This is a genomic window from Mesorhizobium sp. USDA 4775 (assembly GCF_054062655.1).
The window spans coordinates 2,901,881-2,927,177 of the sequence record NZ_JBSSFM010000001.1 but is presented as its reverse complement, the minus strand read 5'-3'; the positions used below and the strand labels follow the sequence as shown (position 1 = coordinate 2,927,177).

Here is a 25,297-nt window from a genome sequence, read left to right as displayed (position 1 = left end):
TGTTCCCTCAGATGGTGAAAGCTTCGCGGAAGGCTTGCAGGGCGGCCTCAGGATCGCCTGAGGCGAACGCCTCCATGCCCACCGGCCCGCGGTAGCCCATGTCCTTCAGCGCATGGGCGATACCCCGGTAATTGATCTCGCCGCTGCCGGGCTCCATGCGTCCGGGGACGTCGGCCACCTGGACCTCGCCGATCCAAGGCAGGCAGGCGCGGCACAGCTCGATCAAATTCCCTTCGCCAATCTGCGCATGGTAGAGGTCGAGGTTGAGACGCAGACCGGGCCGGTTGACATCAGACACTAGCGCTAACGTGTCTTCCGCTCGTCCAAACGGCACGCCGGGATGGTCGACCGGCAGGTTCAAATTCTCCAGCGTGAAGGTCACGCCTTCCGCCTCGGCGAGGTCGGCGATGCGGTTCAGCGTGTCGCGCGCCTTGAGCCACATGGCACCGGTGACAGCCTCGCAAGGAGTGACCGGCAGGCCGCCTTCGCCGAGCCCCGTGCCGTGCAGATTGAGCCGCGCGACGCCGAGACGCTTGCCGACCGCCACCGTCTCCTTCGCCGTCTTCAACAGTTCGGCAGCGCCCTCGTCATCGGAAAGCCTGCCGCTGAGGTAGCCGTTCATGATCGAGAAGGTCGCGCCGGATCTTTCCAGCATCGCTAGGTCATGGTCCGGCCAGTTCCAGAGGCCGACCTGGAAGCCCAACTCGGTGAGGCGCTCGACGCGCCATTCCATCGGCCGGTCGCGCCACAGCATCTCGACACAGGCCGCAAGGGTGAAGGTATCGGACATGTCAGACCTCGATGTACACGCGGCCATCCTCGACCTTCGTGTTGTAGGTTTTCAGGTTCACGCAGACCGGTGCGCGCAGCGCTTCGCCGGTCCGGTAATCGAACACGCCGCTGTGCTTCGGGCATTCGATCCTGTGTTCCATAACCAGCCCATCGCTCAGATGCACCTTTTCATGCGTGCACAGCCCGTCGGTGCAAAAGAATGCATCGTCGGGGCTGTGGTAGATGGCGAATGTCCGGCCCTCGTGATCAAAGCGGATGACGTCCTCTTCGTCGATGTCATCGGTCGCGCACGCATCAGTCCATTTTGCCATTGTCACTTTGCCGTCTGTTCTTTGGTTGGTCGAAAAGGCGGCCGGCGGGATCCCGCCGGCCGCACCGGAAGATGCCGGGGAGGAGGAGATGGGCACCTTCGCTGATCATACATGGCTCGCACCGCGCGGCGCATGCCCGTCATCAGCCGCCGAGAAGCTCTCGATCTCGGCTTCGAGCTCGGCCATTTGCTCGCCGCCCGCCATCAGGTCGGTGATCGCCTCGCGGCTTTTCTCGCCCTTACGGAAGTCGGCGGCCTTGGAGCCTCTGATGAGCACGGCGAAGTGATCGCCGACGGTCAGCGCATGGACGACATTGTGGGTGATGAAGATCACCGCGATGCCCTTGCGGCGCGCCTGGAGCACGATGCGCAGCACATGCGCCGCCTCCTTGACGCCGAGCGCCGCTGTCGGCTCATCGAGGATCAGCACGCTGGCGCCGAAATGCACGGCGCGTGCGATCGCCAGCGCCTGGCGCTCGCCCCCGGACAGCCCGCCGACGAGGCGATCGCCGTCGTCGATGCGGGTGATGCCGAGCTGACGCATCTCGGTGACGGCGATCTCGTTGGCTCGCTTGCGGTCGTAGATGGTGAGCGGCCCCCAGCGCCGCGTCGGCTCGGCGCCAACGAAGAAGGACCGACCGATGCTCATCAGCGGGAACGTGCCGCCGAACTGGTGGACGGTGGCGATGCCATGGTCACTGGCATCGCGGGGGGTGTCGAAGGCGACCGATCTGCCGTCCATTTCCATCGTGCCCGATGTCGGGCGGTGGACGCCGGAGAGAATCTTGATCAGCGTAGACTTGCCGGCGCCGTTGTCGCCAAGCAGGCAAAGCACCTCGCCTCTGTAGACCTCGAGCGAGATGTCGTGGAGCACGTCGATCGGGCCGAACGACTTGTTGATTCCAGTCAGCCTGAGCAGAGGCGTGGTCATCGGCGTGCACTCAGTTTGGTGCGCGGCGCGTAGGTCAGGGCCATGGTGCGGAAGGTGTTGTTCATCAGCACGGCCGCCAGCAGCAGGACACCGATGATCAGGCTCGCCCAGTTGGCGTCGAAGCCGGTGTAGAAAATACCCTGGTTGACGATGGCGAAGGTCAGGGTGCCGAGCACGATGCCGACCACCGAACCGTAGCCACCGGTGAGCAGCACGCCGCCGATGACCACCGCGATGATCGAATTGAAAATGAAGGACTGCCCCGCGGCCACCTGGGCGCTGTTGTATAGGATGGCCTGCGACATGCCGACGAAGGAGGCGCACAGGCTGCTGCTCATGAACAGCGCTATGGTCACCCGGTCCGTCGGTATGCCGGCATTGCGAGCGCTGACGGCGTCACCGCCCATGGCCAGGATCCAGTTGCCGAACCGCGAGAAATTCAGGATGAAGCCGACGATCAGGATGGCGGCGATCCACCAGAACAGCGTCACCTCGAACTTGCCGCCGAGATAGTCGCCGAACAGGAGTTTGGCGATCGGCCCGCTCTTCAGCGCGACGCTGGTGCTGCCGGACAGGATGACCGAGAGGCCGAGTGTCAGGCCGGCCAACGCGAACAGCGTGGCCAAGGTGACGACGAAGGACGGCACCTTGGTGCGAATCACCAGCACGCCGTTGACGAAGCCGACGGCGAGCCCAAGGCCGAGCGCGGCGAGGACGCCAACGATGATCGGCAGGCCGTAATGGCCCGACAGGATGGCAGTGGTCATCGAACTGGCGGGGACCATCGAACCGACGGAGAGATCGAGATGCCCGGCGATCATCAGCAACCCGATGGGAAGCGCGATGATGCCGAGTTCCGAGGCGACGTTGAGCCAGCTCGCGGCCCCCCCGGACGACATGAAGTTGGCGCCGCCGAAGATCGAGAAGAAAACCAGAACGGCGATCATGCCGATCAGCGAGCCGACTTCGGGCCGGCGTACGAGACTGCCGATCGAGGGCATCGAAGAGCGCTGAGAGAGCGGCGCGGTAGTTGCCGCGGCGAGTTGGTCGTGGGCTTGGGATGTCATCGAAATGTCCCTGGCTTGAACAATGGAGAGCCTGGCGCGGGGCAGATGTCCGGCCCTCGGATGGGCCGGACACCAATCCGCGCAAGCTAGCGAGCGCCGGCTGCGGCACCAGCCATTGTCGCGTCGACATTGGCAGCGTCGACGATCCCCGGTCCGGTCAGCACCGGCTTGGTCGGCAGGTCCAGCCCATAGTTGGCGAAGCCGTTCAGCAGCGAGACCGCGAGATAGCCCTGCAGATAAGGCTGCTGGTCGACCGCGAACATCTGCGTGCCGGCCTTGATGCGCTGCAGGCCGGTCTCATCCATGTCGAAGGAAGCGAGCTTCACCTTGTCGCCGGCATTGGCCTGGCTGATGGCGTTGGCTGCGCTGTTGGCATCGCCGGCGCTGATGGTGATGACGCCGTCGATGGTGTTGTCCTTCAGCACGGCCGCCTTGATCGCCTCGGCGACCGCGGTCGGGTTGCCGAAGCTGGACGAGGGCAGCGGCAATTGGGTCGATTTGCCGCCGCTCTTGGCAATGGCGTCGGCAATGCCCTTGCAGCGGTCTTCGGTGTTGGTGGCACCCGGCAAAGTATTGACGCACAGCACGTTCTTGGAACCATGGCTGCCGTAGTAGGTGCCGCCGCCTAGACCTGCGGCGTATTCTTCATTGCCGACATAGTTCATGGCGCCGAGCCGCTTGGCCGCGTCCATGCCACCGGAATTGTAGATGATGAGCGGAACTCCGGCGGCAACGACCTCCTTGAAGGCGTCGTCCATGGCCTCCGGCACCCAGTCGGGGCCGACAATGGCGCTCGGCTTCTGGCTGAGCGCGGTGCGGATCAGCTTGGCCGCGTCGGGGCCGAGATTGTCGTAGTTCTGCGGACCGAGCCAGGTCACCGAACCCCCAGTCAGTTCAGCGACCTTACCGGCATCGTCGGCGCCCTTCTTGACCTTCGACCAGAACGGGTCGTCCGCCTTGCCGCCGATGACGAAGATCTTCGCCCCGTCGGCCATTGCCGACGTGGCCGATGTCGCCGCCACGCCCGCAAGCATGATTGCCGTCAGCAGTTTCGTGATTGTTTTCATTTCATTCCTCCCGGTTGCCGTCGTCAGACGGATTAGAAAAACAGCTGCTTCGTCGCTCCATGCGCGCCTCTCTCCCGATTGCGCGTCACGAATGCTCGCCTCGGCGTTGCTCACGCCCTGGCGTTCATGCGTTCCTTCTTTTTCTGGAAGCGGGCGTCCATCATGGCTTCGCCCTCCCTTGTGCCGTCGTGCCAGGTGCCGAACCACCTATCGAGCGGGATCAGCCCGTCGCCGCCATAGTTCACCTCGAAATATTTGTGGTGCAGGTAGTGCGTGTAGGCATGGCTGTTGACGGCCGTCTCCTCGGTCACCTCGAGCTTGTCGAAGCCGAGATGGCCATTGACGGCCCCGAAGCCGGCAACATGCAGCTGGAACAGCGCGACGATCGGATTGGACGGGATGATCAAGTGCCAGAAGGCGACCGCGTGATAAAGAAACCCTTCCACCGGATGCATCGACAGCGACGACCAGGGCGAGGGGTTGATCGAATTGTGATGGACCGAATGGATCCAGCGATAAAGCGGTCCCCAGTGGATCAGGCGGTGGATGAAGAAGAAATGCACCTCGTGGATGGCCGGCGCGATGAGCACCAGTGCGGCGAGGTACACCGGATGATCCTGCCAGCCGACCCACGGCACGTAGCCATTGGCAAAGCACCAAAGAAAGATGACTTCGACCACGGTCCATAGCGGAATGGTGATGAAGAACGAGCGCAGGAAATTGTCGAGGTTCTGGCTCTGGAACCAGAAGACGTCGGAGGGCGCATCGGCTGGGAATTTGTGGTTGTACTTGAAGCGTGTCGCCTGGGCGCGCTTGATGTAGTAGCGCAGCTCGAAGATGCCGTAGAAGACGAGGATCGCCGCCGCATTGACGGCATAGAGCCACAGTGTCCAGCCCCAGCTGATCGTCTTCATCGTCTCTACGCCGGGGACGATATAGAACCAGTAGAGCAGCGCCGTGACCATGTGGAAGGCATTCCACGGCCAGATGTAGCCCGGCAACCACGCCAGGATCTTCGGCAGCCTGGGCGGCCAGTTCCATAACGGCGCGCCCTCGATGCGTCCGTTCGGCTTCCAGTCGCCGCGCTTGTCGCGCACGCCGTATTTGAGATCGTCCATGCAATTTCTCCACCCGCAATGCCGCACCCGCAACGCCTTGAGATGGGCCGCACGCGCGCGCTGCCTCACACCGTTTGAGAGCGGTGGGCGAAAAACCTGTCTGCGCTGTGCTGCTGCTATCCCTGGGCTGGCGGTGCGTCCGCCTTGCTTGCTTTTGACGAGATAAACATCTTGATCCAAAATGAATCAAGAATAGAATGTTTGTTCCAAGTTGATTGTGTCATTCATATCAATCTCGCATGGACAATGATATTTTTGTATCAGATGTGACAGGCTGATGAGATAAAATGGATCAGGGCAAGCGGCCAACGATCAAGGATGTAGCCGCCGAGGCGAATGTTTCGGTGGCCACCGTCAACCGGGTGCTGAGCGGCTCGGGCGCCGTTCGCCAGGGCATGCGAGAGCGTGTCCGGCTGGCGGCCGAGCAAATCGGTTTCTACGGCATGGGCGCGCTGCGCAGCCGCGTGGCGGCCGCCCGGCCGCGCTACCGGTTCGGTTTCCTGCTGCACCAGCCCGGCCGCGCCTTCTACCGCAACATGGCCGAGGCGCTGCGCCTGGCAACCGAAGCGGTGCCCGATTGCGAGATCGAACTGCGCACGGAGTTTCTGGACGATCTGTCACCGCAGAATGTCGCATCGCGGATGCTGGCGCTCGGCGCCGAATGCGACGCCGTTGGCGTCGTCGCCGCGGTTCATCCCCTCGTCACCCAGGCGGTGGACACATTGCATGCCCGCAACGTGCCGGTCTTTGCGCTGATCTCGCAGATTTCGGCGACCGGGCATGTGCGCTATATCGGACTGGACAATTGGAAAGTCGGGCGCACCGCGGCCTGGGTGTTCGAGCATGTCTGCCGCGCACCCGGCAAGCTCGGCATCCTTGTCGGCAACCACCGCTATCGCTGCCAGGAGATGAACGAGAGTGGCTTTCGCTCCTATTTTCGCGAGCACGCGCCTGGCTTCACGCTGCTCGAGCCGCTGCTGACTTTCGAATCCAGCGCCATTGCGCAGGAGATGACCGAAAAGCTGCTGAACGAAAATCCGGACCTGTCTGGGCTTTATGTCGCCGGGGGTGGCATCACCGGCACTATTGCGGCCCTACGCTCCACCGGCAGGGCCGGAAGCCTCGTTGTTGTCGGCTATGAACTGATGGAGTCGACCCGCCCGGCGCTGCTCGACGGCACCCTGACCTTCATCATCTCGCACCCCCTCGCCCGCATTGCGCAAGAGACCTTGGCCGGCATGATCCGCGCTGTCTCAACACCGAACGAAGGCGGGAATTTTACAAACATCCTGCCCTTCGAGATCTACACCCGCGAAAACATCTAGCAGGTTGCGCCCGACTTGCTACCGGCCCTGGCGCGGCTCAGCGGCCTCTCGACAGGCTCCCCAGGATCCCGCGCACGATGGCGCGTCCGACCGACGAGCCGACCGAGCGCACCACGGACTTGATCGCGGCCTCGGCCACAGTCTGGCGATTGGAAGGGCGCGGCGCCGGCGCGCGGCGGCCACCGGACGGCGGTGCGGGATCGTCATTGCCGAAGCCCGGTATGGTCCAGCGCGAGCCGCCTGTGCCTGCCTGCTGCGCCTGCTGCTCGGCGTCCTGTGCGTCCTTGGCCTTTTTCTGCAGCATCTCGAAAGCCGAATCGCGGTCGATGACCTGGTCGTACTGGCCAGTGACCGGACTTTCCGCGATCAGCTTTTGCCGCTCGGCGGGGGTTATGGGTCCAAGCCGCGAGGATGGCGGCCGGATCAGCGTACGCTGCACCATGGACGGCACGCCCTTGGCCTCCAGCGTCGAGACCAGCGCCTCACCGGTGGCGAGCTGGGTGATGGTGGTGGCGCAGTCGAAATCGGGATTGGGGCGGAACGTTTCCGCCGCTGTCCGAACCGCCTGCTGCTCACGCGGCGTATAGGCGCGCAGCGCGTGCTGGACGCGGTTGCCGAGCTGGGCCAAGACCTTTTCCGGAATATCCAGGGGGTTCTGCGTGACGAAATAGACGCCGACGCCTTTCGAGCGGATCAGGCGGACCACCTGCTCGACGCGGTCGATCAGCACCTTCGGCGCCTCGTCAAACAGCAAATGCGCCTCGTCGAAGAAGAACACCAGCTTCGGCTGGTCGGGATCTCCGACCTCGGGCAGTTCCTCGAACAGCTCCGACATAAGCCAAAGCAGGAAGGTCGCGTAGAGGCGCGGATTCATCATCAGCTTGTCGGCGGCCAGCACGCTGACGGCGCCTCGGCCGTCACGCGTGGTGCGCATGATGTCGGAGATGCGCAGAGCCGGCTCGCCGAAGAAGTTGGCCGCGCCCTGTTGCTCCAGTACCAGCAGCGTGCGCTGGATGGCACCCACCGATGGCTTGGTGACATTGCCGTAGCGCGCGCTGATCTCCTCGGCGCGCTCGGCGATGTTGGCAAGCAAAGCCTGCAGGTCCTTGAGATCGAGAAGCAGCAGGCCCCTCCTCGTCGGCAATGCGGAAGGCAATGTTCATGATGCCCTCCTGCGCGTCGGTCAGGTTCATCAGCCGCGACAGGAGAAGCGGTCCCATTTCAGAAATGGTCGCGCGGATGGGATGCCCCTGCTCTCCGAACAGGTCCCAGAAGATGACGGGGAATTCCTGGAAGTCGTAAGGGTCGAGCTTGACCTGCGCGGCCCGCTTGACCAGGAAATCCTGCGCCGTGCCCATCATCGCGATACCGGACAGGTCGCCCTTGATGTCGGCGCAAAACACCGGAACGCCGGCATTCGAAAAACCTTCAGCCAGGATCTGCAAGGTGACGGTCTTGCCGGTGCCGGTGGCACCGGTCACCAGGCCATGGCGATTCCCATATTGCAGCAGCAACTGCTCGGGGCGCTGATAGCTGTCGTCGGGCTTGCGGCTGGCGCCGATGAAAATACTGGTGTCGTCAGCCATATATCCGGTCTCCGCAAACTGATAAGTCAAAAGCCAGCCTTTGCCCGAAGGTATAGTGAGGCTGTCGCACAGCGACAATGCCAATTGTCCAGAGCGGGGCCAATCGTCCCAATCAGGCCTGTCGTCGAAATCGGATTTTGGAACTTGCGGATTTTGCTGGTGTTTGGCAATCGTTCATGGTTCGTCCATGCAAGCCGACCTATATCTGATGGATCCAATTCAGGCTCGGGATGCGCATTGCGATAACCGACCGGGAACCGTAGAGTGAACCGCCCGGCTGGTGCGGCCATATGAACGAGGAAGATGGATGGGCGCCGGAGCCTTGACCAAGGATGTTGAACCAGTTGGCGCCGAGCGCCAGCGATGGCTGGCCCTGGCGGAAAAGGCACTGGCTGGCGCGTCCTTCGAGGAAAAGCTGGTTTCGCACACCGACGACGCCATCCGCATCGAGCCCCTTTATGACCGCGCGACCGGGGCCGAACCGCTCGTGCGCACGAACCCCCGATCGCCCTGGATCGTCAGCCAACGCGTCGACGACCCCAACGTCGATCGCGCCAAGGCCCAGGTTCTGGACGATATCGCGCAGGGTGCGACAGGACTGTCGCTCGTCTTCGAAGGCGCCCCGAACGCTTTCGGCTACGGTCTGCCGAGAACCGCTCAGGCGCTGGAAACGGTGCTGGAGGGCGTGCCTCTCAATCGGATCCAGATTCGCATCGACACGCACCCGTGGAGCCGCCCGATGGCCGACTGGCTGGTGGCGTTCCTGAGCAAGCGCCGCTCCGATCCGGCAAAGCTCAACCTGTCCTTCGGCATCGACCCGGCGGCGATCCTTGCCGGCACCGGCCGGCTGCGCATGTCGATCGAAGCGCTGCAAGAATCGATGCCCCAGTCGCTGGCGCACTTCTTCTCGATGGGCGTTCCCGGTGTGCTGCTGGAAGCGGACGGTCGCGTTTTCCACAATGCCGGCGCCACGGAAGCGCAGGAACTCGGCATCATGCTGGCTTCGGCGGTCTCGTATCTCAGAATGTTCGAGAAGGCGCGGCAGCCGCTTGTCTATGCCGCGCCGCATATCGGCTTCGCGCTCAGCGTCGACCAGGACCAGTTCCTCTCCATGGCCAAGGTGCGGGCCCTGCGCAGGCTGTGGGCACGCGTGCAGGAAACCTGCTCGATCCCCAACTCCACGGCCAACATCCATGCCGAAACGTCATTCCGCATGATGACGGCGCTGGATCCCGAAACCAACATCCTGCGCACGACGATCAGTTGCTTCGCCGCGGCGGCGGGTGGAGCCGATTCGATCTCCATCCTGCCGCATACGATCGCGCACGGCCTGCCGGCGCCTTTTGCCCGCCGCGTCGCGCGCAACGCCCAGCTGATCATGGCCAATGAAAGCCATGTCGATCATGTCGCCGATCCCGCCTATGGGTCCGGCGCGGTCGAAGCGCTGACGGCGGACCTTTGCGAAGCCGCGTGGGCGGAGCTGCAGGCGATCGAGGCCGAAGGAGGCGTATTGTCGAGCCTTCGGGACGGACACATCCAACAGCGCGTTCGCGCCGCCGCCGCCCGGCGCGACGCAGCCTTCAAGGCCGGTGAGCGGGCCATCATCGGCACCACACTCTATCCGCAGAAAGGTGAACGCCCGGTCGAGACGCTGGATGCGGAGCAGCGGCCTGCCTTCACCGAAGGCGTCGTGCTGTGCGAAGCGCTGTTCCCGGCCCGCATCGACCAATCCATCGAGGCTGCCTCTTGATCCCGGATTTCAGTCAGGTCGGCTGGGCGCCGCCGCGCCGCGCGTCGGTCGAGGTCAAGGGCCAGCGGGTGACGCCGGAAGGGCTTGTCGTCAAGCATCTGTACAATCAGGGCGACCTCAAGGGTCTGCCGCATCTCGACACCTATCCAGGCTTGCCGCCCTTCGTGCGCGGCCCCTACCCGACCATGTATGTCCAGCAGCCGTGGACGATCCGGCAATATGCCGGCTTCTCCACGGCCGAGGAGTCCAACGCCTTTTACCGGCGCAATCTTGCCGCCGGCCAGAAAGGATTGTCGGTCGCCTTCGATCTCGCCACGCATCGCGGCTACGACAGCGACCACCCGCGCGTAGCCGGCGATGTCGGCATGGCGGGTGTCGCCATCGATTCCATCCTCGACATGCGGCAGCTCTTCGACGGCATTCCGCTCGGCGACATGACGGTGTCGATGACGATGAACGGCGCGGTGCTGCCGATCATGGCGCTTTACATCGTCGCGGCGGAAGAACAGGGCGTCGCGCAGAAGGATCTGGCAGGCACCATTCAGAACGACATTCTGAAGGAGTTCATGGTCCGCAACACCTACATCTACCCGCCAAAACCCTCGATGCGGATCGTGTCGGACATCTTCTCCTACACCTCGAAGAACATGCCGAAGTTCAATTCGATATCGATCTCCGGCTATCACATGCAGGAAGCCGGTGCGACGGCCGACCTGGAGCTCGCCTATACGATCGCCGACGGCATCGAATATGCCCGCGCCGGCGTCGCGGCGGGCCTCGACATCGACCGCTTCGCGCCGCGCCTGTCCTTCTTCTGGGCGATCGGCATGAACTTCTTCATGGAAGTGGCCAAGCTCCGGGCCGCGCGGCTGCTGTGGGCGACGCTGATGAAGAAGAATTTTGCGCCGAAGGACGAACGCTCGCTGTCGCTGCGCACCCATTGCCAGACGTCCGGCTGGTCGCTGACGGCGCAGGATCCTTATAACAACATCATCCGCACCATGATCGAGGCGATGGCGGCGACCCAGGGGCATACCCAGTCGCTGCACACCAACTCCTTCGACGAGGCGATGGCGCTGCCGACCGATCATTCGGCGCGCATCGCCCGCAACACGCAGCTCATCCTGCAGAAGGAATCCGGCACCAGGCGCATCATCGACCCGTGGGGCGGCTCGGCCTATCTCGAACGGCTGACCCACGATCTCGCGGCGCGCGCGCTGAGCCATATCGAAGAAGTCGAGGCTCTCGGCGGCATGGCCGCCGCGACCGAACAAGGCATTCCCAAGCTGCGCATCGAGGAAGCGGCGGCGCGCACGCAGGCGCGCATCGATTCGGGCGAGCAGATGCTGGTCGGCGTCAATGCGCATCGCCCCGAGACCGACATCGAGGTCGACGTACTGAAGATTGACAATGCCGAGGTCAGGGCCCGGCAATTGTCCAAGCTGCAACGGCTGAAGGGCACGCGCGATGTCGCTGCGGTGGAAAGCGCGCTCGATGCGCTGACGCGCGCCGCGCAAGGCAATGAGAACCTTCTGGAGTTCGCCATCCGCGCCGCGCGTGCGAATGCGACCGTCGGCGAGATCTCGTTCGCGCTGGAACGGGCCTTTGGCCGCCACGTCGCTACGGTGCAGACCATTTCCGGCGTCTATCGCAAGGCGCTTGGCGACAGCCCCGTGGTCGACGGGCTGCAGGACAAGATTAGCGCTTTCGAGAAGAAGAACGGCGGCAAGCCGCGCATCCTCGTTGCCAAGATGGGACAGGATGGCCACGACCGTGGGCAAAAGGTGATCGCCACCGCCTTCGCCGATCTCGGCTTCGACGTCACCGTCGGCGCGATGTTCCAGACGCCGGAAGAGATCGCCAAACTGGCGGTCCAGCATGACGTCCATATCATCGGCGCCTCATCGCTGGCGGCGGGACACCTGACGCTGATCCCCGAATTGCGCGACGCGCTGAAAAAGCTCGGCCACGGCGACATGCTGATCGTGGCCGGCGGCGTCATCCCGCCGCAGGACTACGAGGCCGTGCTGCAAGCCGGCGCGGCGGAAATCTTCCCGCCGGGCACGGTTATTCCGGAAGCGGCGGACCGGCTGATGGACCGGCTGCTGGCGGGCTGAGCAAAACATTCTGTATTGCTGGAAAAGGTTGTGCCAAAATGACAGACGCAACCACGGGCAACGGCAATGAAGACTCTCATCCACAAGCTCGACGACGGATCAGGCGCCTTGATCTTGCCACGGGAAATGCTCCACGCCCTGAAGCTGCAAGTGGCGATCAACTTCAGATCATCGAAACCGATGACGGCGTCATTCTAAGACCGGTAGAGAGCAACGACGTCGGACGGCAGATGCGCGCTGCTCGTGATGTCATGGACAAGTATGAGGTCGCATTGCAAGGGCTGGCCAAATAGGGAAACCCAACTGGCGTCAGCTGTCCGAGAGCTTGACGATTTCCCATTCCTTGCCGTTGACCGCGGCCACGTCGCCGACCTTCTTGCCGAACAGGGCGACGGCCATCGGCGAAACATGCGAAATGCTGCCCTTGGTGGGATCGGCCTCGTCCTCGCCGACGATCTTCCAATGCACCTTCTTGCCATCATCGGCTTCCAGCGTGACCCCCATGCCGAAGCGGACGACGTCGCTGCCGGGCTCCGGCACGGACAGTTCGGCGTTTTCGCGCCGCGCCGTCCAGTAGCGCAGATCGCGTGACACCACCGCGATGCGCTCGCGGTCTGCCTTCCTCTCGGCTTTCGCCAGAACGTCGCGCAGATCGGCCAGATTCTCCTCGATCTGCGCCAGGCCGCGTTCCGTCACAAGGTTGCGGTGCGTGCTGATCGGCCGCTCGCCGACGCCGGCAATGGCATTCTCGCTGTCTTCTTCGCGGGTAAAAGCTCTGCTCATTGCCTGAACCTAGGCCTCGAGCGGCTGCTCGACAAGTCATTGTGAAAAGGAACGGAACGTTTGGCACGATTCCTGCGACGTCAGGTTGAACGCGGGGATTCTGTGCCGATGTTGAACAGACGAACGCTGCTAACCGGAACCGCCGGCTTTGCCGTTGTGGGCCTTGCGCTCGGCAAAGCGGCGGCCGCCGGCCTGACCGGTATCGAAAAAGCCTCGATGCGCGGTTCCATCAATGCCACCGAGCTCGGCGTACAGCCCGGCACGTTCGACGACCAGAGCAAGGCTTTCGCCAAGCTGCTGCGCGACGCGAACAGCCGGGACATGCCGGTGTTCCTGCCGGCGGGCACCTATGTGGTGTCCAATCTCTCGCTGCCCGGCCGCGTGCGCCTTTCCGGCGTGCCGGGCGCGACGCGGATCGTCTATGGCGGCGACGGCCATCTCTTCATGGCCGAACAGGCCGACCATATCGAACTGAGCGGGCTGGTCTTCGACGGTTCGAACCGCTCGATGGGCGACTATACGCAAGGGCTGCTCGATCTGCGCCGGGTCGGCCATCTCGTCGTCGACAATTGCCAGATAACCGGCAGCGGCAAGAACGGGCTGGCGCTGGAACATGCGACAGGCCGCATCGAACGCTCCGACATATCGGGCGCGGCGGACGCCGGCATCTATTCGGTCGAGGCCGCCGGACTGACGATATCAGGCAACACGGTCTCCGACTGCGCCAATGGCGGCATCCTCGTGCATCGCTGGCAGGCGGCCGAAGACGGCACGATGGTGACCGGCAACCGTGTCGAACGCATCGGCGCGCGCAGCGGCGGGACCGGCCAGAACGGCAATGGCATCAACGCCTTCCGCGCCGGCAACGTCATCATTTCGGGCAATGTCGTCTCGGATTGCGCTTTTTCGGCGATCCGCGCCAACAGCTCCAGCAATCTGCAGATTTCCGGCAATACCTGTTCGCGCTCGGGCGAGACCGCGGTCTATTCCGAATTTTCGTTCGAGGGTGCGGTCATCAGCAACAACATCGTCGATGGCGCGGCCAACGGCATCTCGATCGTCAACTTCAACGAAGGCGGCCGCATGGGTGTCTGCTCCGGCAACATCGTGCGCAATCTGTCGACCAGCGGCCCCTACACAGCCGATCCGCCCGGCTTCGGCGTCGGCATCGGCGTCGAGGCAGACACCATCGCTTCCAACAACGTCATCGAGAACGCGCCGCTCTACGGCATGTCGATCGGCTGGGGACCGTATCTGCGCAATGTCGTGGCCACCGGCAACATCATCCGAAAGGCCGGCACAGGCATCGTCGTCAGCGTGGTCGAGGGTGCGGGCACGGCCGTCATCTCCGACAACGTCATCGACGGCGCGGTGAACGGCGCCGTCATCGGCCAGCGCTGGGCCGAGCCGGTAACAGCCGACCTGACCCAGTTAAGCAGCAGCGGTTTTGCGCATTTGACCGTTGAGCGCAACCGCGTCAGTTGAGGGCGGCAGTCGGCCTCAACGCGCCTACCTTGGCTCCGATCCGGCTTTGGATCGGCGCGTTTGCCAGTTCAATGAGCCTCGCCGCCAGGCCCTCGTCCGCACGCAGCAGCTTGGCGAGGACGGCGGCGACCATGGCTTCACTGGCGCGGTGGGCGCCATCATCGCATTTGAGCGCGATACCGAGGCCAAGCTCCGGAATTGCGGCACAATGGACACCTTCGGCGCCGCCTTTCGCAAAGATCCGCCCAGGTGCTGCTTCCATCAGCGCGACGTCTTCGCGGCCGGTGCCGGCGACAAAGAACGGTTCTGCCATGCAGGCCGCCAGCAACCGCTTTGCCGCCTTGGCCCGCTCGGGGCCGAAACCATTTGTCGTGGCCATGCGGGCAAAGCCGAGCGCGAAGCTCCTGAGCGGCACCGCATAGGTCGGGATCGAGCAGCCGTCGGTCGCCCGCTCATCGGCACCATGGACAACACCTGTGACCGACTGCATCGCGTCGCGCACCATCTCTTGCAGTGCGTGCCCCGCCTTGACGTAGCCACTGTGCGCAATGCCGGAATGCACGCAGGTGCAGAGAAAGCCGGAATGTTTTCCTGAACAGTTGTTGTGCAGCGCATTCGGAGAACTGCCGGCACGCGCGAGTGCGATCTCGGCGGCATGGTTCGAGGGCCAGTGTGCGCCGCATTCGAGCGCGGACCCGTCGAGCCCGGCCCTGGCCAGCATGGACCGCGCCAGTTCGACATGCTCCGGTTCGCCCGAATGGGAGGCGCAGGCCAGCGCCAGCTCACGGTTGCCGAAGCCATAGGCGTCGGCAGCACCGGTTTCCACCAGCGGCAAGGCCTGGATTGCCTTGACCGCCGAGCGCGGGAACACCGGCTTCGAGGTGTCGCCTATCTCCAGGACCGGTTTGCCGTCGGCATCGAAGACCGCGACAGCCCCGCGATGCGCGCTCTCGACGATCGCGCCGCGCAGAACCTCGATCAGAACCGGATTTGCCATGCCACCTCCAACGAATGTTGGGGGGCGGTTTACCTGATCCGGTCGAGAATGGAAACGTAGTTGGCGACCGCGGCGCCACCCATGTTGAAGATGCCGCCAAGCTTCGCACCCGGCACCTGGATGCCGCCGGCTTCGCCGACAAGCTGCATGGCGGTCAAGACATGCATGGAGACACCGGTGGCGCCGATCGGGTGGCCCTTGGCCTTCAGCCCGCCGGAGGGATTGACCGGCAGGCGGCCGTCCTTGGCCGTCGTGCCATCAAGCGCCAGCTTCGCGCCCTCGCCGGGCTTGGCCAGGCCCATCGCCTCGTATTCGATCAGTTCGGCAATGGTGAAGCAGTCATGCGTCTCGACAAAAGACAGGTCGTTGAGCGTCACGCCGGCGTTCTTCAGCGCGCGGGTCCAGGCCTGCTCGCAGCCCTCGAAAGCCAGGATATCGCGCTTCGACATCGGCAGGAAATCCTGCACATGCTCGTTGGCGCGGAAGGCGACGGCGCGGCGCATCTTCAGCGCGGTTGCCGTGTCGGCAAGGATAAGGGCGGCGGCGCCGTCTGAAACCAGTGAGCAGTCGGTGCGCTTGAGAGGACCGGCGACGAAGGGGTTCTTCTCGCTCTCCTGCCGGCAGAAATCATAGCCGAAATCCTTGCGCATCTGCGCATAGGGATTGTCGACGCCGTTCTTGTGGTTCTTGGCGGCGATCATGGCGAGCGCATCGGACTGGTCGCCATAACGCTGGAAATAGGCCTGTGCGATCTTGCCGAAGACACCGGCGAAGCCAGCGGGTGTCTCGCCGTCTTCAGGCAGATAGGACGCTTTCAGCAGGTTCTTGCCGATCTCGGGTCCGGGCGTCGTTGTCATCTGCTCGGCGCCGACCACCAGCACGATGCGGGCAGCGTTGGCGTCGATTGCACGGATGCCTTGCCGGACCGCCGCCGATCCCGTCGCGCAAGCATTCTCGACTCGCGTTGCCGGCTTGAAGCGCAGCCGGTCGTCGGCCTGAAGCACCAGGCTCGCGGTGAAATCCTGCGCCGAGAAGCCGGCGTTGAAATGGCCAAGCACGATCTCGTCGACCTCGTCCGGACCGATGCCGGCATGGTCGAGCGCATCCCTCGCGACCTTGACGATGAGGTTTTCGAGCGTCTCGCCCTCAAGCTTGCCGAAGCGCGAATGCGCCCAGCCAACGATGCATGCGGTCATGGCGGTCTCCATCCTTGGCGCCAGCCTAGCATACCGGGCTCATGGCGCACTTCGCCTTTATTGTTCAAAGATAAACATTCTCGCCCAGACCGTGAAGGGCCGGAACAGGACAATCGCTTGGTACAGGTCGCGCTCACGTCGATTTTTTGTTGATTGACCCGTCAATAAAAAATAATCTCCGCGCAAAAATCGGAAACAGCATGCCAAAAGTCGGAATGGAGCCACTGCGCCGCAAGGCACTCATCGACGCGACGATCTCGGCGATCGGCGAGCGCGGCTCGCTTGACGTGACCATGTCCGAGATCGCCGGGCGCGCCGGTGTGTCCTCGGCCCTTGCCCATCACTATTTCGGCGCCAAGGACGAATTGCTGTTCGCGACGATGCGGCACATCCTCGCCGAACTGGCCATCGACATGCGCCGCGCCCTGCAATCCGCCAGGTCCCCGCGCGAACGCGTTTCCGCCGTGGTCGCCGTCAACTTCTCCGACATCCAGTTCCAGGCCGAAACCATCGCCGCCTGGCTTGCCTTCTACGTCGAGGCGCAGAAATCATCGGCGTTGCGCCGATTGCTCAAGATCTATGCGCGGCGGCTGCATTCGAACCTGATGAGCGGGCTGACCGGCATCCTGCCCAGGGCCGAGGCCGACCGCGCCGCCGAAGCGACAGCGGCGATGATCGACGGGCTCTACATCAGGCGTGCGCTGAAGGATGGCGTGCCCAACGCCGCGACCGCGATCGCGCTGGTCGAGGACTATCTCGAAACCAAACTCGGCGAGCGGCAAAAACAGTGACAGCGAAGCGACCCAATTTCCTGATCGTCATGGTCGATCAGCTCAACGGGACCTTTTTCCCCGATGGGCCCGCGGATTTTCTGCATGCGCCAAACCTCAAAGCGCTCGCGGCGCGGTCGGCACGTTTCAGGAACAATTACACCGCCTCGCCGCTCTGCGCGCCAGGCCGCGCCTCGTTCATGAGCGGCCAGCTGCCGTCGCGCACCGAGGTCTATGACAACGCCGCCGAATTCGCCTCGTCGATCCCGACCTTTGCCCATCATCTGCGCGCCGACGGCTATCACACCGTGCTGTCGGGCAAGATGCATTTCGTCGGACCGGACCAGTTGCACGGCTTCGAGGAGCGGCTGACCACCGACATCTATCCCGCCGATTTCGGCTGGACGCCGGACTACCGCAAGCCCGGCGAGCGCATCGACTGGTGGTATCACAATCTGGGCTCGGTGACCGGCGCCGGCGTCGCCGAAATCTCGAACCAGATGGAATACGACGACGAAGTCGCCTTCCACGCGGTGCAAAAACTCTACGATTTCGCGCGCATCTCCGACGATGCGGCGCACCGGCCCTGGTGCCTGACGGTTTCCTTCACCCATCCGCACGATCCCTATGTGGCGCGGCGGCAGTACTGGGATCTCTATGGGGATTGCCCGGCGCTGGAACCCGAAGTGGGTTTCATCCCCTATGACAGCCAGGACCCGCATTCGCAGCGGCTCTACAAGGCGTCCGACTACGACAGTTTCGACATCACGGTAGAACAAATCCGCCGCTCGCGGCGCGGCTATTTCGCCAACATCTCCTATCTCGACGACAAGGTCGGCGAACTCCTGTCGGTGCTGGAACGCACGCGCATGCTCGACGACACGATCATCCTGTTCTGCTCAGACCATGGCGACATGCTCGGCGAGCGCGGCCTGTGGTTCAAGATGTGCTTCTTCGAGGGCTCGGCGCGGGTGCCGCTGATGATCGCCGGCAAGGACATTTCCGCCGGCCTGATCGAGGCGCCGGTCTCCAATCTCGACGTGACGCCGACGCTGTGCGATCTCGCCGGCATCGACATGAGTGCGATCGCGCCATGGACCGACGGCCAGTCGCTGCTGCCGCTGCTGAATGGCAAGCCGCGCACCGCGCCGGTGCTGATGGAATACGCCGCCGAGGGCTCCAACGCACCGTTGGTGGCGATCCGCGAAGGCCGCTACAAGTTCGTCCATTGCGAGATCGATCCGCCGCAACTCTATGATATCGAAGCCGACCCGCATGAATTGAGCAATCTTGCCGCCGATCCGGCACATGCCGATCTGGTGACGGCTTTCCTGGAAAAGCTGCGCGCACGCTGGGACATGGCAGCTTTCGATGCCGCAGTGCGCGCCAGCCAGGCGCGGCGCTGGGTGGTCTACCCGGCGCTGCGCAACGGCACGCACTACCCCCTGGGAGTTCCAGCCGCTGCAGAAGGCCTCGGAACGCTACATGCGCAACCACATGGATCTCAACGTGCTCGAAGAGCAAAAACGCTTTCCGCGAGGCGAATGATGACAGACCTTCTCGTCCCTTCGCTGGCCCATCTCAAGCAGGCCTATGCCGTCACCTCCAGGGCGACGCAGATCACGCCGCTGCTGGAATCGACCGCACTCGCCAGGGAGACCGGTGCTGCCCGTGTCTTCGTCAAGCCGGAATCGCTGCAATGGGCCGGATCCTTCAAGATACGGGGCGCCTATTGGCGGCTGAAGCGGCTGTCGGCCGACGAGGCGAGGAACGGCGTCGTCGCCTATTCCTCCGGCAACTTCGCGCAAGGCCTGGCGGCCGCCGGCCAGGCGCTCGGCATTCCCGTCACCATCGTCATGCCGATCGATGCGCCGGCCGCCAAGCGTGACGCGACGGCGGGCTATGGCGCGCGCGTGGTGCTGACCGATCACGGCGAGCGCGCGCGCGAAGAGGTCGCCGCCGCCAAGGCGCGCGAGATCGCGGAAACGGAAGGGCTGGCCCTGCTGCATCCCTTCGACGATCCGGAGATCGTCGCTGGCCAGGCTGGCGCCGGCCTTGAAGCGCTCGACCAGCTTGAGGCCAAGGACGCCAGCGCCGATCTGTTGTTCTGCTCGGTCGGCGGCGGCGGGCTGATCGGCGGCGTTTCGCTCGCCTTCCACTATCTGTCGCCGGCGACAGAGATCATCGGCGTCGAGCCCGAAGGTTTTGATGGCATGGGCTCGTCGCTGGCGCATGGCAGCATCGAGACCATGCCGATAGGCCCGAAGTCGATCTGCGACGGGCTGATGTCGCGACGGCCGGGCGACGCGCCGTTCGCGGCGGTCAAAACCGCAGGTGTTCGCGGCATCACCGTCGACGATCAATCGGTGCGGCGTGCCATGCGGATCGCCTTCGAGCGGATGAAGCTGGTGCTGGAGCCGTCCGGGGCTGCGTCGCTGGCGGCGCTGCTCGGCGGCAAGGTGGACGTGGCGGGTAAGACCGTCCTTGTTGTGGCAACCGGCGGCAATGTCTCGTTCGCCGATTTTATGGCGCATATGAACCATGCTTGAAGCGGATTTCGTTATCATCGGCTCCGGCTCGGCCGGCTCGGCCATGGCCTATCGCCTGTCGGAAGACGGCAAGCATTCGGTCATCGTCATCGAATACGGCGGCAGCGATATCGGGCCGCTGATCCAGATGCCGTCGGCGCTGTCGATCCCGCTCAATATGAGCCTCTACGACTGGGGTTTCGCCAGCGAGCCGGAACCGCATCTCGGCGGCCGCGTCCTTGCGACGCCGCGTGGCAAGGTGATCGGTGGCTCGTCCTCGATCAACGGCATGGTCTATGTGCGCGGCCATGCCCGCGACTTCGATCATTGGGCCGAAGAGGGTGCAACGGGTTGGGGCTTCGCCGACGTGCTCCCCTACTTCAAGCGCATGGAGGACAATGACGGCGGCGAGGACGGTTGGCGCGGACATGGCGGGCCGCTGCATGTGCAGCGCGGTTCGCGTAAAAATCCACTCTACGGCGCCTTCGTCGAAGCCGGCCGTCAGGCCGGGTTCGAGCTGACCGACGACTACAACGGCTCCAAGCAGGAAGGTTTCGGGCCGATGGAGCAGACCATAAGCGGTGGCCGCCGCTGGTCGGCTGCGTCAGCCTATCTGAAGCCGGCGCTCAAGCGGAAAAACGTGAGTCTGGTCAAGGGCTTTGCCCGTCGGGTGATCATCGAGAATCAACGCGCCATCGGCGTCGAGATCGAGGCTCACAAACAGATTCAGGTCGTTAAGGCGCGACGTGAGGTGATCGTCGCCGCGTCGTCGATCAATTCGCCCAAAATCCTGATGCTGTCCGGCATCGGACCGGCCGAGCATTTGCGCGAAAACGGCATTGCCGTGGTCGCCGACCGCCCCGGTGTCGGCCGCAATCTTCAGGACCATATGGAGCTTTATATCCAGCAGGAATCGACCAAGCCGATCACGCTGAATTCCGTGCTGAACCCGTTCTCCAAGGCACTGATCGGAGCACAGTGGCTGTTCTTCAAGTCCGGACTCGGCGCCACCAACCATTTCGAGGCCGCCGCCTTCGTGCGCTCGCGCGCCGGCGTCGATTATCCAGACATCCAGTACCACTTCATCCCGGCGGCAGTGCGCTATGACGGCAAGGCGGCGGCGAAGTCGCACGGCTTCCAGGCCCATGTCGGGCCGATGCGGTCGAAGTCGCGCGGCGCGGTGACGCTGCGCTCGCCGGATCCGAAAGCGAAGCCGGTGATCCGCTTCAACTACATGTCGCATCCGGACGACTGGACCGAGTTCCGCCACTGCATCCGGCTGACCCGCGAAATCTTCGGCCAGTCGGCGTTCGACGCTTTTCGCGGCCAGGAAATCTCGCCGGGCAGCCATGTGCAGTCGGACGATGATCTCGACGTCTTCATCCGCGACCATGCCGAGAGCGCCTACCACCCCTGCGGCACCTGCAAGATGGGCCGCGCCGACGATGTGATGATTGTTGTCGATCCGGAATGCCGGGTCATCGGCGTCGACGGGCTGCGCGTCGCCGATTCCTCGATCTTCCCGCGTGTCACCAACGGCAATCTCAATGCGCCGTCGATCATGACCGGCGAGAAGGCGTCCGACCATATTCTTGGCCGCACGCCGCTGGCGCCGTCCAATCAGGAGCCATGGATCAATCCGCGCTGGCAGGTGTCGGACAGATAGAGCATGATCCACCTGTCAGATTGAGCCGTCCCTAGATTGAGCCGTCCCTTTGGGGCGCAGACATTCGGAGACTACCCATGCGCGCCCAGCCCACGGCATCGCACTATGTCAACGGACGCTACATCGACGACGAGCAAGGGGCGCCGTTGCCGGTCATCTATCCGGCCACAGGCGAGACCATCGCCATGCTGCGTTCGGCGACGCCGAATGTGCTGGAACTCGCCGTCGAGGCCGCGCGGGCCGCGCAGCCGGGCCTGGGCGCGGCTGAAGCCGGTCGAGCGCGGACGCATCCTGCGCCGGGCCGCCGACATTCTGCGTGCCCGCAATGCCGATCTCGCCCGCATCGAGACGCTCGACACCGGCAAGGCGATCCAGGAAACGCTGGTGGCGGACGCACCATCGGCCGCGGACTGCCTTGAATATTTCGGCGGCGCGGTCGCCGCCTATAATGGCGAGGCCGTCGACCTTGGCGGGCCCTTCGCCTACACGCGGCGCGAGGCGCTTGGCGTCTGCGCCGGCATCGGCGCCTGGAACTATCCGATCCAGATCGCCGGCTGGAAATCCGCACCGGCGCTGGCCATGGGCAACGCCATGGTGTTCAAGCCGTCGGAAAACACGCCCCTGTCAGCGCTGGCGCTGGCCGAAATCTACAGCGAGGCCGGCCTGCCCGACGGGCTGTTCAACGTCGTGCAGGGCTATGGCGATGTTGGCGCGGGCCTTGTCGGCCACGATGTCGTCGCCAAGGTTTCGGTCACCGGCTCGGTGCCGACCGGGCGCAAGGTGCTGTCGCTTGCCGGTTCGAAGATGAAGCACGCGACGATGGAGCTGGGCGGCAAGTCGCCGCTGATCGTCTTCGACGATGCCGACATCGAAAACGCCATTGGCGGCGCCATGCTCGGCAATTTTTACTCCACCGGCCAGATCTGCTCTAACGGCACGCGGGTCTTCGTGCAGAGCGGCATTCATGACCGCTTCGTCGAGCGGCTGGTCGAGCGGACGAAGAAAATCCGCATCGGCGACCCGCTCGATCCCGAAACGCAGATGGGACCGCTGGTCTCCAAGGCACAGCATGAAAAGGTCGTCGGCTATATCGCGGTCGGCAAGCAGGGTGGCGCTGTTCTGGCCTGTGGTGGCAACGTGCCTTCGCTGCAGGGTTTCCAGGGCGGCTTCTTCGTCGAACCGACGGTGTTCACCGGTGTCACCGACACGATGCGCATCGCCCGCGAGGAGATTTTCGGACCTGTCATGAGCGTGCTGAAATTCGACGGCGAGGACGAGGTGATTGACCGCGCCAACGACACCGAATTCGGCCTCGCCGCCGGTGTCTTTACCCGCGACCTGCCGCGCGCCCACCGCGTTATCGCCGAGCTGCAGGCCGGCACCTGCTGGATCAATGCCTATAATCTGACGCCGGTGGAAATCCCCTTCGGCGGCTTCAAGCAGTCCGGTATCGGCCGCGAGAATTCGCTGGCGGCGCTGGCTCTCTATTCGCAGCTGAAGTCGATTTATGTCGAGACTGGGGACGTGGCGAGCCCTTATTGAGCCGAACCTAGACCGCCTTCTTCGCCGTCCCATCCAGATACTGCGTCAGGGCGGAGACCAGATGATAGAAGATGCTGGCCGGCACGTCGGCCGCCAGCGAACGGCCGCGTTCGTCGACGCGATCGATCCAGAGGCCCAGCGGCGCCGGGTCGATGTGCCAGCGGAAAAGCCGGCCGACACGGGCTTCGATCTCGGGCTTCAGGTCGGGACCACCTGAGCCGTCCAACGCGATCGCCGCCTTGATGGCTTCGGCCTGCGGCCAGCTGCGCGAGATCAGGTCGAGCGGCAGGCCCTGCCTGGACACGGCGCCATAGGCAAGGCCGGTGGCCCGGTTGAGGCCGTTGGCGATGGCCGAAGCGTAAAGTTTCCTGGCGAAGCCGCTCAGTTCGGCCTGGCCGCTGCGTTCGGCGAAATCGACCAGGAGCGAAGCCCATTCGAAATGATGGCCTGGCTCGGTCCAGCCCCCTTTTTCGCCGGCGGCCGGTTTCCATTCGGCATCGAAATATTCGCCGAGCGTCCAGCTCTCGGCGTCGAAGAAATGGCTGCGGAAGAGGTCGATGATGCGAGCCGCGCGGCGCAGATGGGCGCGCTCGCCGGTCGCCTGATACCAGGCGAGGAAGGCCTCCAGCAAATGCATGTGTGGGTTTGAGCGCCGCGCACCCTCTCCGTCCGATGTCTCGAGGAAGCCGGTCATGCGGCTGTCCTCGAGATGTGCGTCGAGGAAGGCGAAGGTTTCCTGACCGAGCCGCAAGGCATCGGGATTGCCCGACATATGCGCATGCGCCAGCGCCAAGAGCACGCAGGAATGATCGTAGGCGTCTTCCGTGGCGTCGGCGACAGCGCCGTCGACGTTCAGCGTGCGCACCCAACCACCGCGTTCGGTGCGGCCCTTCCCTGCCATGAAGTCGATGCCATGCGCGATCAGACGCTCGGCCGGGCCAGTCCAGCCGCGCTCCTTGGCAACCGCAAAGGCATAGACCTGACGGGCCTGCGTGCGCATGCGCTTCGGCTTCATCAGCGGGGAGCCGTCGAAGCCAAGCGCTTCATGGAAGCCGCCATGGCGCTCGTCGACGCCCGATGTCGACCACAGCGGCAAGGTTTCCTGGAACAGCCAGTGGTGCACGCGCCGCCGCCAGGCGCCGCTTTCGATGACGCGATTGTGCGCCGGGGTGAACCGGGTTTCCAGCCGGCCCGATTTCTCGAGCTGCTCGACCACCTTCTTGACATGCTGGCTGTGGCTGACCGGGGCGACGAAAGTGGCATCGGCCGTCGAAACGATGGCGACGTCCTTCATGCCGATCGCCGACAAGAGGCGCCCTTCGCTGCGGATGTAGGAGTTTTCGCAATCGATGGCGACGACATCGCCGACAATGACATTGCCCTGGTCGTCGGCAGGGCCGACATCGAGCAGCGACTGCCAGGAGCCGAGATCGTTCCAGCGGAAACCGGCGGGCACCATAGCGATGTCCCGCGCCCGCTCCATGATGGCATAGTCGATCGAATTGGACGGGATGGCCGCGTAGAGCTCGAGCGGCATATAGAGGCCGGACAGATCCGATGTCGCTGCCTTGTAAGCGGCTTCGGTCGCCTGCCAGATGTCCGGCTGGAACACAGCGAAAGCGTCGCGCATGGCAGCGGCGCGAAACAGGAAGATGCCGGTGTTCCAATAGAAGTTTCCGGCTTCGAGATAACCCTGCGCGGTCGCCAGGTCCGGCTTTTCGACGAAGCGCGAAACGTCTGATACCCCCCCCTTCTCGGCGGAGACCTCGATATAGCCATAGCCGGTTTCGGGCTGCGTCGGCTTGATGCCGAACACAACGAGCCGGCCGGCGCGCGCCGCCTCGGCGCCTGCCTCGACGCTCTGCCAGAATTGCCCTGCCGTCGATATTTCGTGATCCGACGGCACCACCAGCACCAGGCTGTCGCCGAATTCGGACAAGGTGCGCAGCGTTGCAAGGGCCACCGCCGCGGCGGTGTTGCGCCCTGTGGGCTCGAACAGCGGACCGCCGCCGGCAAGATCGAGGCCGGCGAGATCGGCATGGACGCGGTCGGCGTGGCGCTCCGAAGCGATCAGGAAGATCGGAGTTTGACCGTCGGGCCTTGCCGCCAGGCGGCGCAAGGTCTTGGCCAGCATGGAGCCATCACCCGAAAAATCGTGAAACTGCTTCGGATTGTCCTCGCGCGACAATGGCCAGAGCCGCGAGCCGACGCCGCCGCTCATGACAAAACTGACGATGCGCTGACTCATTGGGGTCTCGCTGAGAAGT

General features: G+C 63.9%; 18 protein-coding genes and 3 pseudogenes. 10 read left to right on the top strand and 11 right to left on the bottom strand.

What is annotated here, in order from left to right; all coding sequences use genetic code 11:
* Positions 1-7: 7 nt before the first annotated feature.
* From ACVILI_RS13945 to ACVILI_RS13920, 6 genes are all read right to left on the bottom strand, one after another.
* Positions 8-790, bottom strand: coding sequence for a hydroxypyruvate isomerase family protein (locus ACVILI_RS13945; protein WP_038645542.1), 783 nt, complete (start codon positions 788-790; stop codon positions 8-10).
* Position 791: 1 nt separating this feature from the next.
* Positions 792-1,103 carry a MocE family 2Fe-2S type ferredoxin gene (locus ACVILI_RS13940; RefSeq protein WP_038645539.1) on the bottom strand — a complete coding sequence of 104 codons (312 nt, stop codon included), beginning with the start codon at positions 1,101-1,103 and terminating at the stop codon, positions 792-794.
* A gap of 105 nt (positions 1,104-1,208) precedes the next feature.
* Positions 1,209-2,033, bottom strand: a complete 825-nt coding sequence (locus ACVILI_RS13935; RefSeq protein ID WP_019857099.1) for an ATP-binding cassette domain-containing protein — start codon at positions 2,031-2,033, stop codon at positions 1,209-1,211.
* Positions 2,030-3,034: an ABC transporter permease gene (locus tag ACVILI_RS13930; protein WP_038645537.1), complete on the bottom strand. Its 1,005-nt coding sequence runs from the start codon at positions 3,032-3,034 to the stop codon at positions 2,030-2,032. Before ACVILI_RS13930 ends, ACVILI_RS13935 begins: the two co-directional genes overlap by 4 nt.
* Before the next feature lie 152 nt (positions 3,035-3,186).
* A complete protein-coding gene (locus tag ACVILI_RS13925; RefSeq protein ID WP_019857097.1) occupies positions 3,187-4,167 on the bottom strand; it encodes a sugar ABC transporter substrate-binding protein in 981 nt (326 codons plus the stop codon).
* A 110-nt stretch (positions 4,168-4,277) separates the two neighbouring features.
* Positions 4,278-5,285, bottom strand: coding sequence for a sterol desaturase family protein (locus tag ACVILI_RS13920; RefSeq protein WP_038645535.1), 1,008 nt, complete (start codon positions 5,283-5,285; stop codon positions 4,278-4,280).
* A gap of 287 nt (positions 5,286-5,572) precedes the next feature.
* On the opposite strand from ACVILI_RS13920, the gene ACVILI_RS13915 reads away from it, so the two are divergent.
* The gene (locus tag ACVILI_RS13915) at positions 5,573-6,610 is read left to right on the top strand and encodes a LacI family DNA-binding transcriptional regulator (RefSeq protein WP_038645533.1); all 1,038 of its coding nucleotides are present in this window, start codon (positions 5,573-5,575) and stop codon (positions 6,608-6,610) included.
* A gap of 37 nt (positions 6,611-6,647) precedes the next feature.
* Here the strand turns inward: ACVILI_RS13915 and ACVILI_RS13910 are convergent.
* Positions 6,648-8,196 (bottom strand): annotated as a pseudogene (locus ACVILI_RS13910) (helicase HerA-like C-terminal domain-containing protein).
* Between the two features lie 307 nt (positions 8,197-8,503).
* On the opposite strand from ACVILI_RS13910, the gene ACVILI_RS13905 reads away from it, so the two are divergent.
* From ACVILI_RS13905 to ACVILI_RS13895, 3 genes are read left to right on the top strand one after another with little or no spacing between them, the layout of a single operon-like run.
* Positions 8,504-9,946, top strand: coding sequence for a methylmalonyl-CoA mutase subunit beta (locus ACVILI_RS13905; RefSeq protein ID WP_027046642.1), 1,443 nt, complete (start codon positions 8,504-8,506; stop codon positions 9,944-9,946).
* Positions 9,943-12,063 (top strand): methylmalonyl-CoA mutase, encoded by a 2,121-nt coding sequence (gene scpA, locus ACVILI_RS13900; RefSeq protein WP_038645529.1) that lies wholly within the window; start codon positions 9,943-9,945, stop codon positions 12,061-12,063. Before ACVILI_RS13905 ends, scpA begins: the two co-directional genes overlap by 4 nt.
* Before the next feature lie 38 nt (positions 12,064-12,101).
* Positions 12,102-12,356 carry a hypothetical protein gene (locus ACVILI_RS13895; protein ID WP_240564685.1) on the top strand — a complete coding sequence of 85 codons (255 nt, stop codon included), beginning with the start codon at positions 12,102-12,104 and terminating at the stop codon, positions 12,354-12,356.
* Positions 12,357-12,372: 16 nt separating this feature from the next.
* On the opposite strand, the gene greA is transcribed toward ACVILI_RS13895, so the two are convergent.
* Positions 12,373-12,846, bottom strand: coding sequence for a transcription elongation factor GreA (gene greA, locus ACVILI_RS13890; RefSeq protein WP_038645527.1), 474 nt, complete (start codon positions 12,844-12,846; stop codon positions 12,373-12,375).
* 108 nt (positions 12,847-12,954) lie between these two features.
* On the opposite strand from greA, the gene ACVILI_RS13885 reads away from it, so the two are divergent.
* Complete coding sequence (locus ACVILI_RS13885) at positions 12,955-14,331, top strand: TIGR03808 family TAT-translocated repetitive protein (protein ID WP_038645525.1); 1,377 nt, start codon at positions 12,955-12,957, stop codon at positions 14,329-14,331.
* On the opposite strand, the gene ACVILI_RS13880 is transcribed toward ACVILI_RS13885, so the two are convergent.
* Both ACVILI_RS13880 and ACVILI_RS13875 read right to left on the bottom strand, forming a co-directional pair.
* Positions 14,324-15,328, bottom strand: a complete 1,005-nt coding sequence (locus ACVILI_RS13880; RefSeq protein WP_038645523.1) for an asparaginase — start codon at positions 15,326-15,328, stop codon at positions 14,324-14,326. The two genes, ACVILI_RS13885 and ACVILI_RS13880, sit on opposite strands and share 8 nt — an antisense overlap.
* Before the next feature lie 29 nt (positions 15,329-15,357).
* Positions 15,358-16,524, bottom strand: coding sequence for an acetyl-CoA acetyltransferase (locus tag ACVILI_RS13875; protein ID WP_457102467.1), 1,167 nt, complete (start codon positions 16,522-16,524; stop codon positions 15,358-15,360).
* Positions 16,525-16,724: 200 nt separating this feature from the next.
* Here ACVILI_RS13875 and betI point away from each other — a divergent pair, with 200 nt between their 5' ends.
* The 5 genes and pseudogenes from betI (at position 16,725) to betB (ending at position 23,030) form a co-directional block, all read left to right on the top strand.
* Positions 16,725-17,315: a choline-binding transcriptional repressor BetI gene (betI, locus tag ACVILI_RS13870; protein ID WP_019857087.1), complete on the top strand. Its 591-nt coding sequence runs from the start codon at positions 16,725-16,727 to the stop codon at positions 17,313-17,315.
* Positions 17,316-17,344: 29 nt separating this feature from the next.
* A pseudogene (betC, locus tag ACVILI_RS13865) lies at positions 17,345-18,842 on the top strand (choline-sulfatase).
* Positions 18,842-19,843 carry a threonine/serine dehydratase gene (locus ACVILI_RS13860; protein ID WP_084791748.1) on the top strand — a complete coding sequence of 334 codons (1,002 nt, stop codon included), beginning with the start codon at positions 18,842-18,844 and terminating at the stop codon, positions 19,841-19,843. The pseudogene betC and the gene ACVILI_RS13860 overlap by 1 nt, the downstream one beginning before the upstream one ends.
* Positions 19,836-21,488 carry a choline dehydrogenase gene (betA, locus tag ACVILI_RS13855; RefSeq protein ID WP_038645516.1) on the top strand — a complete coding sequence of 551 codons (1,653 nt, stop codon included), beginning with the start codon at positions 19,836-19,838 and terminating at the stop codon, positions 21,486-21,488. The genes ACVILI_RS13860 and betA overlap by 8 nt, the downstream gene beginning before the upstream one ends.
* Positions 21,489-21,565: 77 nt before the next feature.
* Positions 21,566-23,030, top strand: a pseudogene (gene betB, locus ACVILI_RS13850) (betaine-aldehyde dehydrogenase).
* Between the two features lie 7 nt (positions 23,031-23,037).
* On the opposite strand, the gene ACVILI_RS13845 reads toward betB, so the two are convergent.
* Positions 23,038-25,278, bottom strand: a complete 2,241-nt coding sequence (locus tag ACVILI_RS13845; protein ID WP_038645512.1) for a mannose-1-phosphate guanylyltransferase/mannose-6-phosphate isomerase — start codon at positions 25,276-25,278, stop codon at positions 23,038-23,040.
* Between the last annotated feature and the right edge of the window lie 19 nt (positions 25,279-25,297).

What these genes read in the sequence shown, in the direction of transcription:
- ACVILI_RS13930 (WP_038645537.1), bottom strand. Translation starts at nt 3,034, where the DNA reads ATGCCCTCGATCGGCAGTCTCGTACGCCGGCCCGAAGTCGGCTCGCTG.
- ACVILI_RS13895 (WP_240564685.1), top strand. Translation starts at nt 12,102, where the DNA reads ATGACAGACGCAACCACGGGCAACGGCAATGAAGACTCTCATCCACAA.
- betA (WP_038645516.1), top strand. Translation starts at nt 19,836, where the DNA reads ATGCTTGAAGCGGATTTCGTTATCATCGGCTCCGGCTCGGCCGGCTCG.
- ACVILI_RS13915 (WP_038645533.1), top strand. Translation starts at nt 5,573, where the DNA reads ATGGATCAGGGCAAGCGGCCAACGATCAAGGATGTAGCCGCCGAGGCG.
- ACVILI_RS13905 (WP_027046642.1), top strand. Translation starts at nt 8,504, where the DNA reads ATGGGCGCCGGAGCCTTGACCAAGGATGTTGAACCAGTTGGCGCCGAG.
- ACVILI_RS13925 (WP_019857097.1), bottom strand. Translation starts at nt 4,167, where the DNA reads ATGAAAACAATCACGAAACTGCTGACGGCAATCATGCTTGCGGGCGTG.
- ACVILI_RS13845 (WP_038645512.1), bottom strand. Translation starts at nt 25,278, where the DNA reads ATGAGTCAGCGCATCGTCAGTTTTGTCATGAGCGGCGGCGTCGGCTCG.
- greA (WP_038645527.1), bottom strand. Translation starts at nt 12,846, where the DNA reads ATGAGCAGAGCTTTTACCCGCGAAGAAGACAGCGAGAATGCCATTGCC.
- ACVILI_RS13945 (WP_038645542.1), bottom strand. Translation starts at nt 790, where the DNA reads ATGTCCGATACCTTCACCCTTGCGGCCTGTGTCGAGATGCTGTGGCGC.
- betI (WP_019857087.1), top strand. Translation starts at nt 16,725, where the DNA reads ATGCCAAAAGTCGGAATGGAGCCACTGCGCCGCAAGGCACTCATCGAC.
- ACVILI_RS13875 (WP_457102467.1), bottom strand. Translation starts at nt 16,524, where the DNA reads ATGACCGCATGCATCGTTGGCTGGGCGCATTCGCGCTTCGGCAAGCTT.
- ACVILI_RS13935 (WP_019857099.1), bottom strand. Translation starts at nt 2,033, where the DNA reads ATGACCACGCCTCTGCTCAGGCTGACTGGAATCAACAAGTCGTTCGGC.
- ACVILI_RS13920 (WP_038645535.1), bottom strand. Translation starts at nt 5,285, where the DNA reads ATGGACGATCTCAAATACGGCGTGCGCGACAAGCGCGGCGACTGGAAG.
- ACVILI_RS13940 (WP_038645539.1), bottom strand. Translation starts at nt 1,103, where the DNA reads ATGGCAAAATGGACTGATGCGTGCGCGACCGATGACATCGACGAAGAG.
- ACVILI_RS13885 (WP_038645525.1), top strand. Translation starts at nt 12,955, where the DNA reads ATGTTGAACAGACGAACGCTGCTAACCGGAACCGCCGGCTTTGCCGTT.
- ACVILI_RS13880 (WP_038645523.1), bottom strand. Translation starts at nt 15,328, where the DNA reads ATGGCAAATCCGGTTCTGATCGAGGTTCTGCGCGGCGCGATCGTCGAG.
- ACVILI_RS13860 (WP_084791748.1), top strand. Translation starts at nt 18,842, where the DNA reads ATGACAGACCTTCTCGTCCCTTCGCTGGCCCATCTCAAGCAGGCCTAT.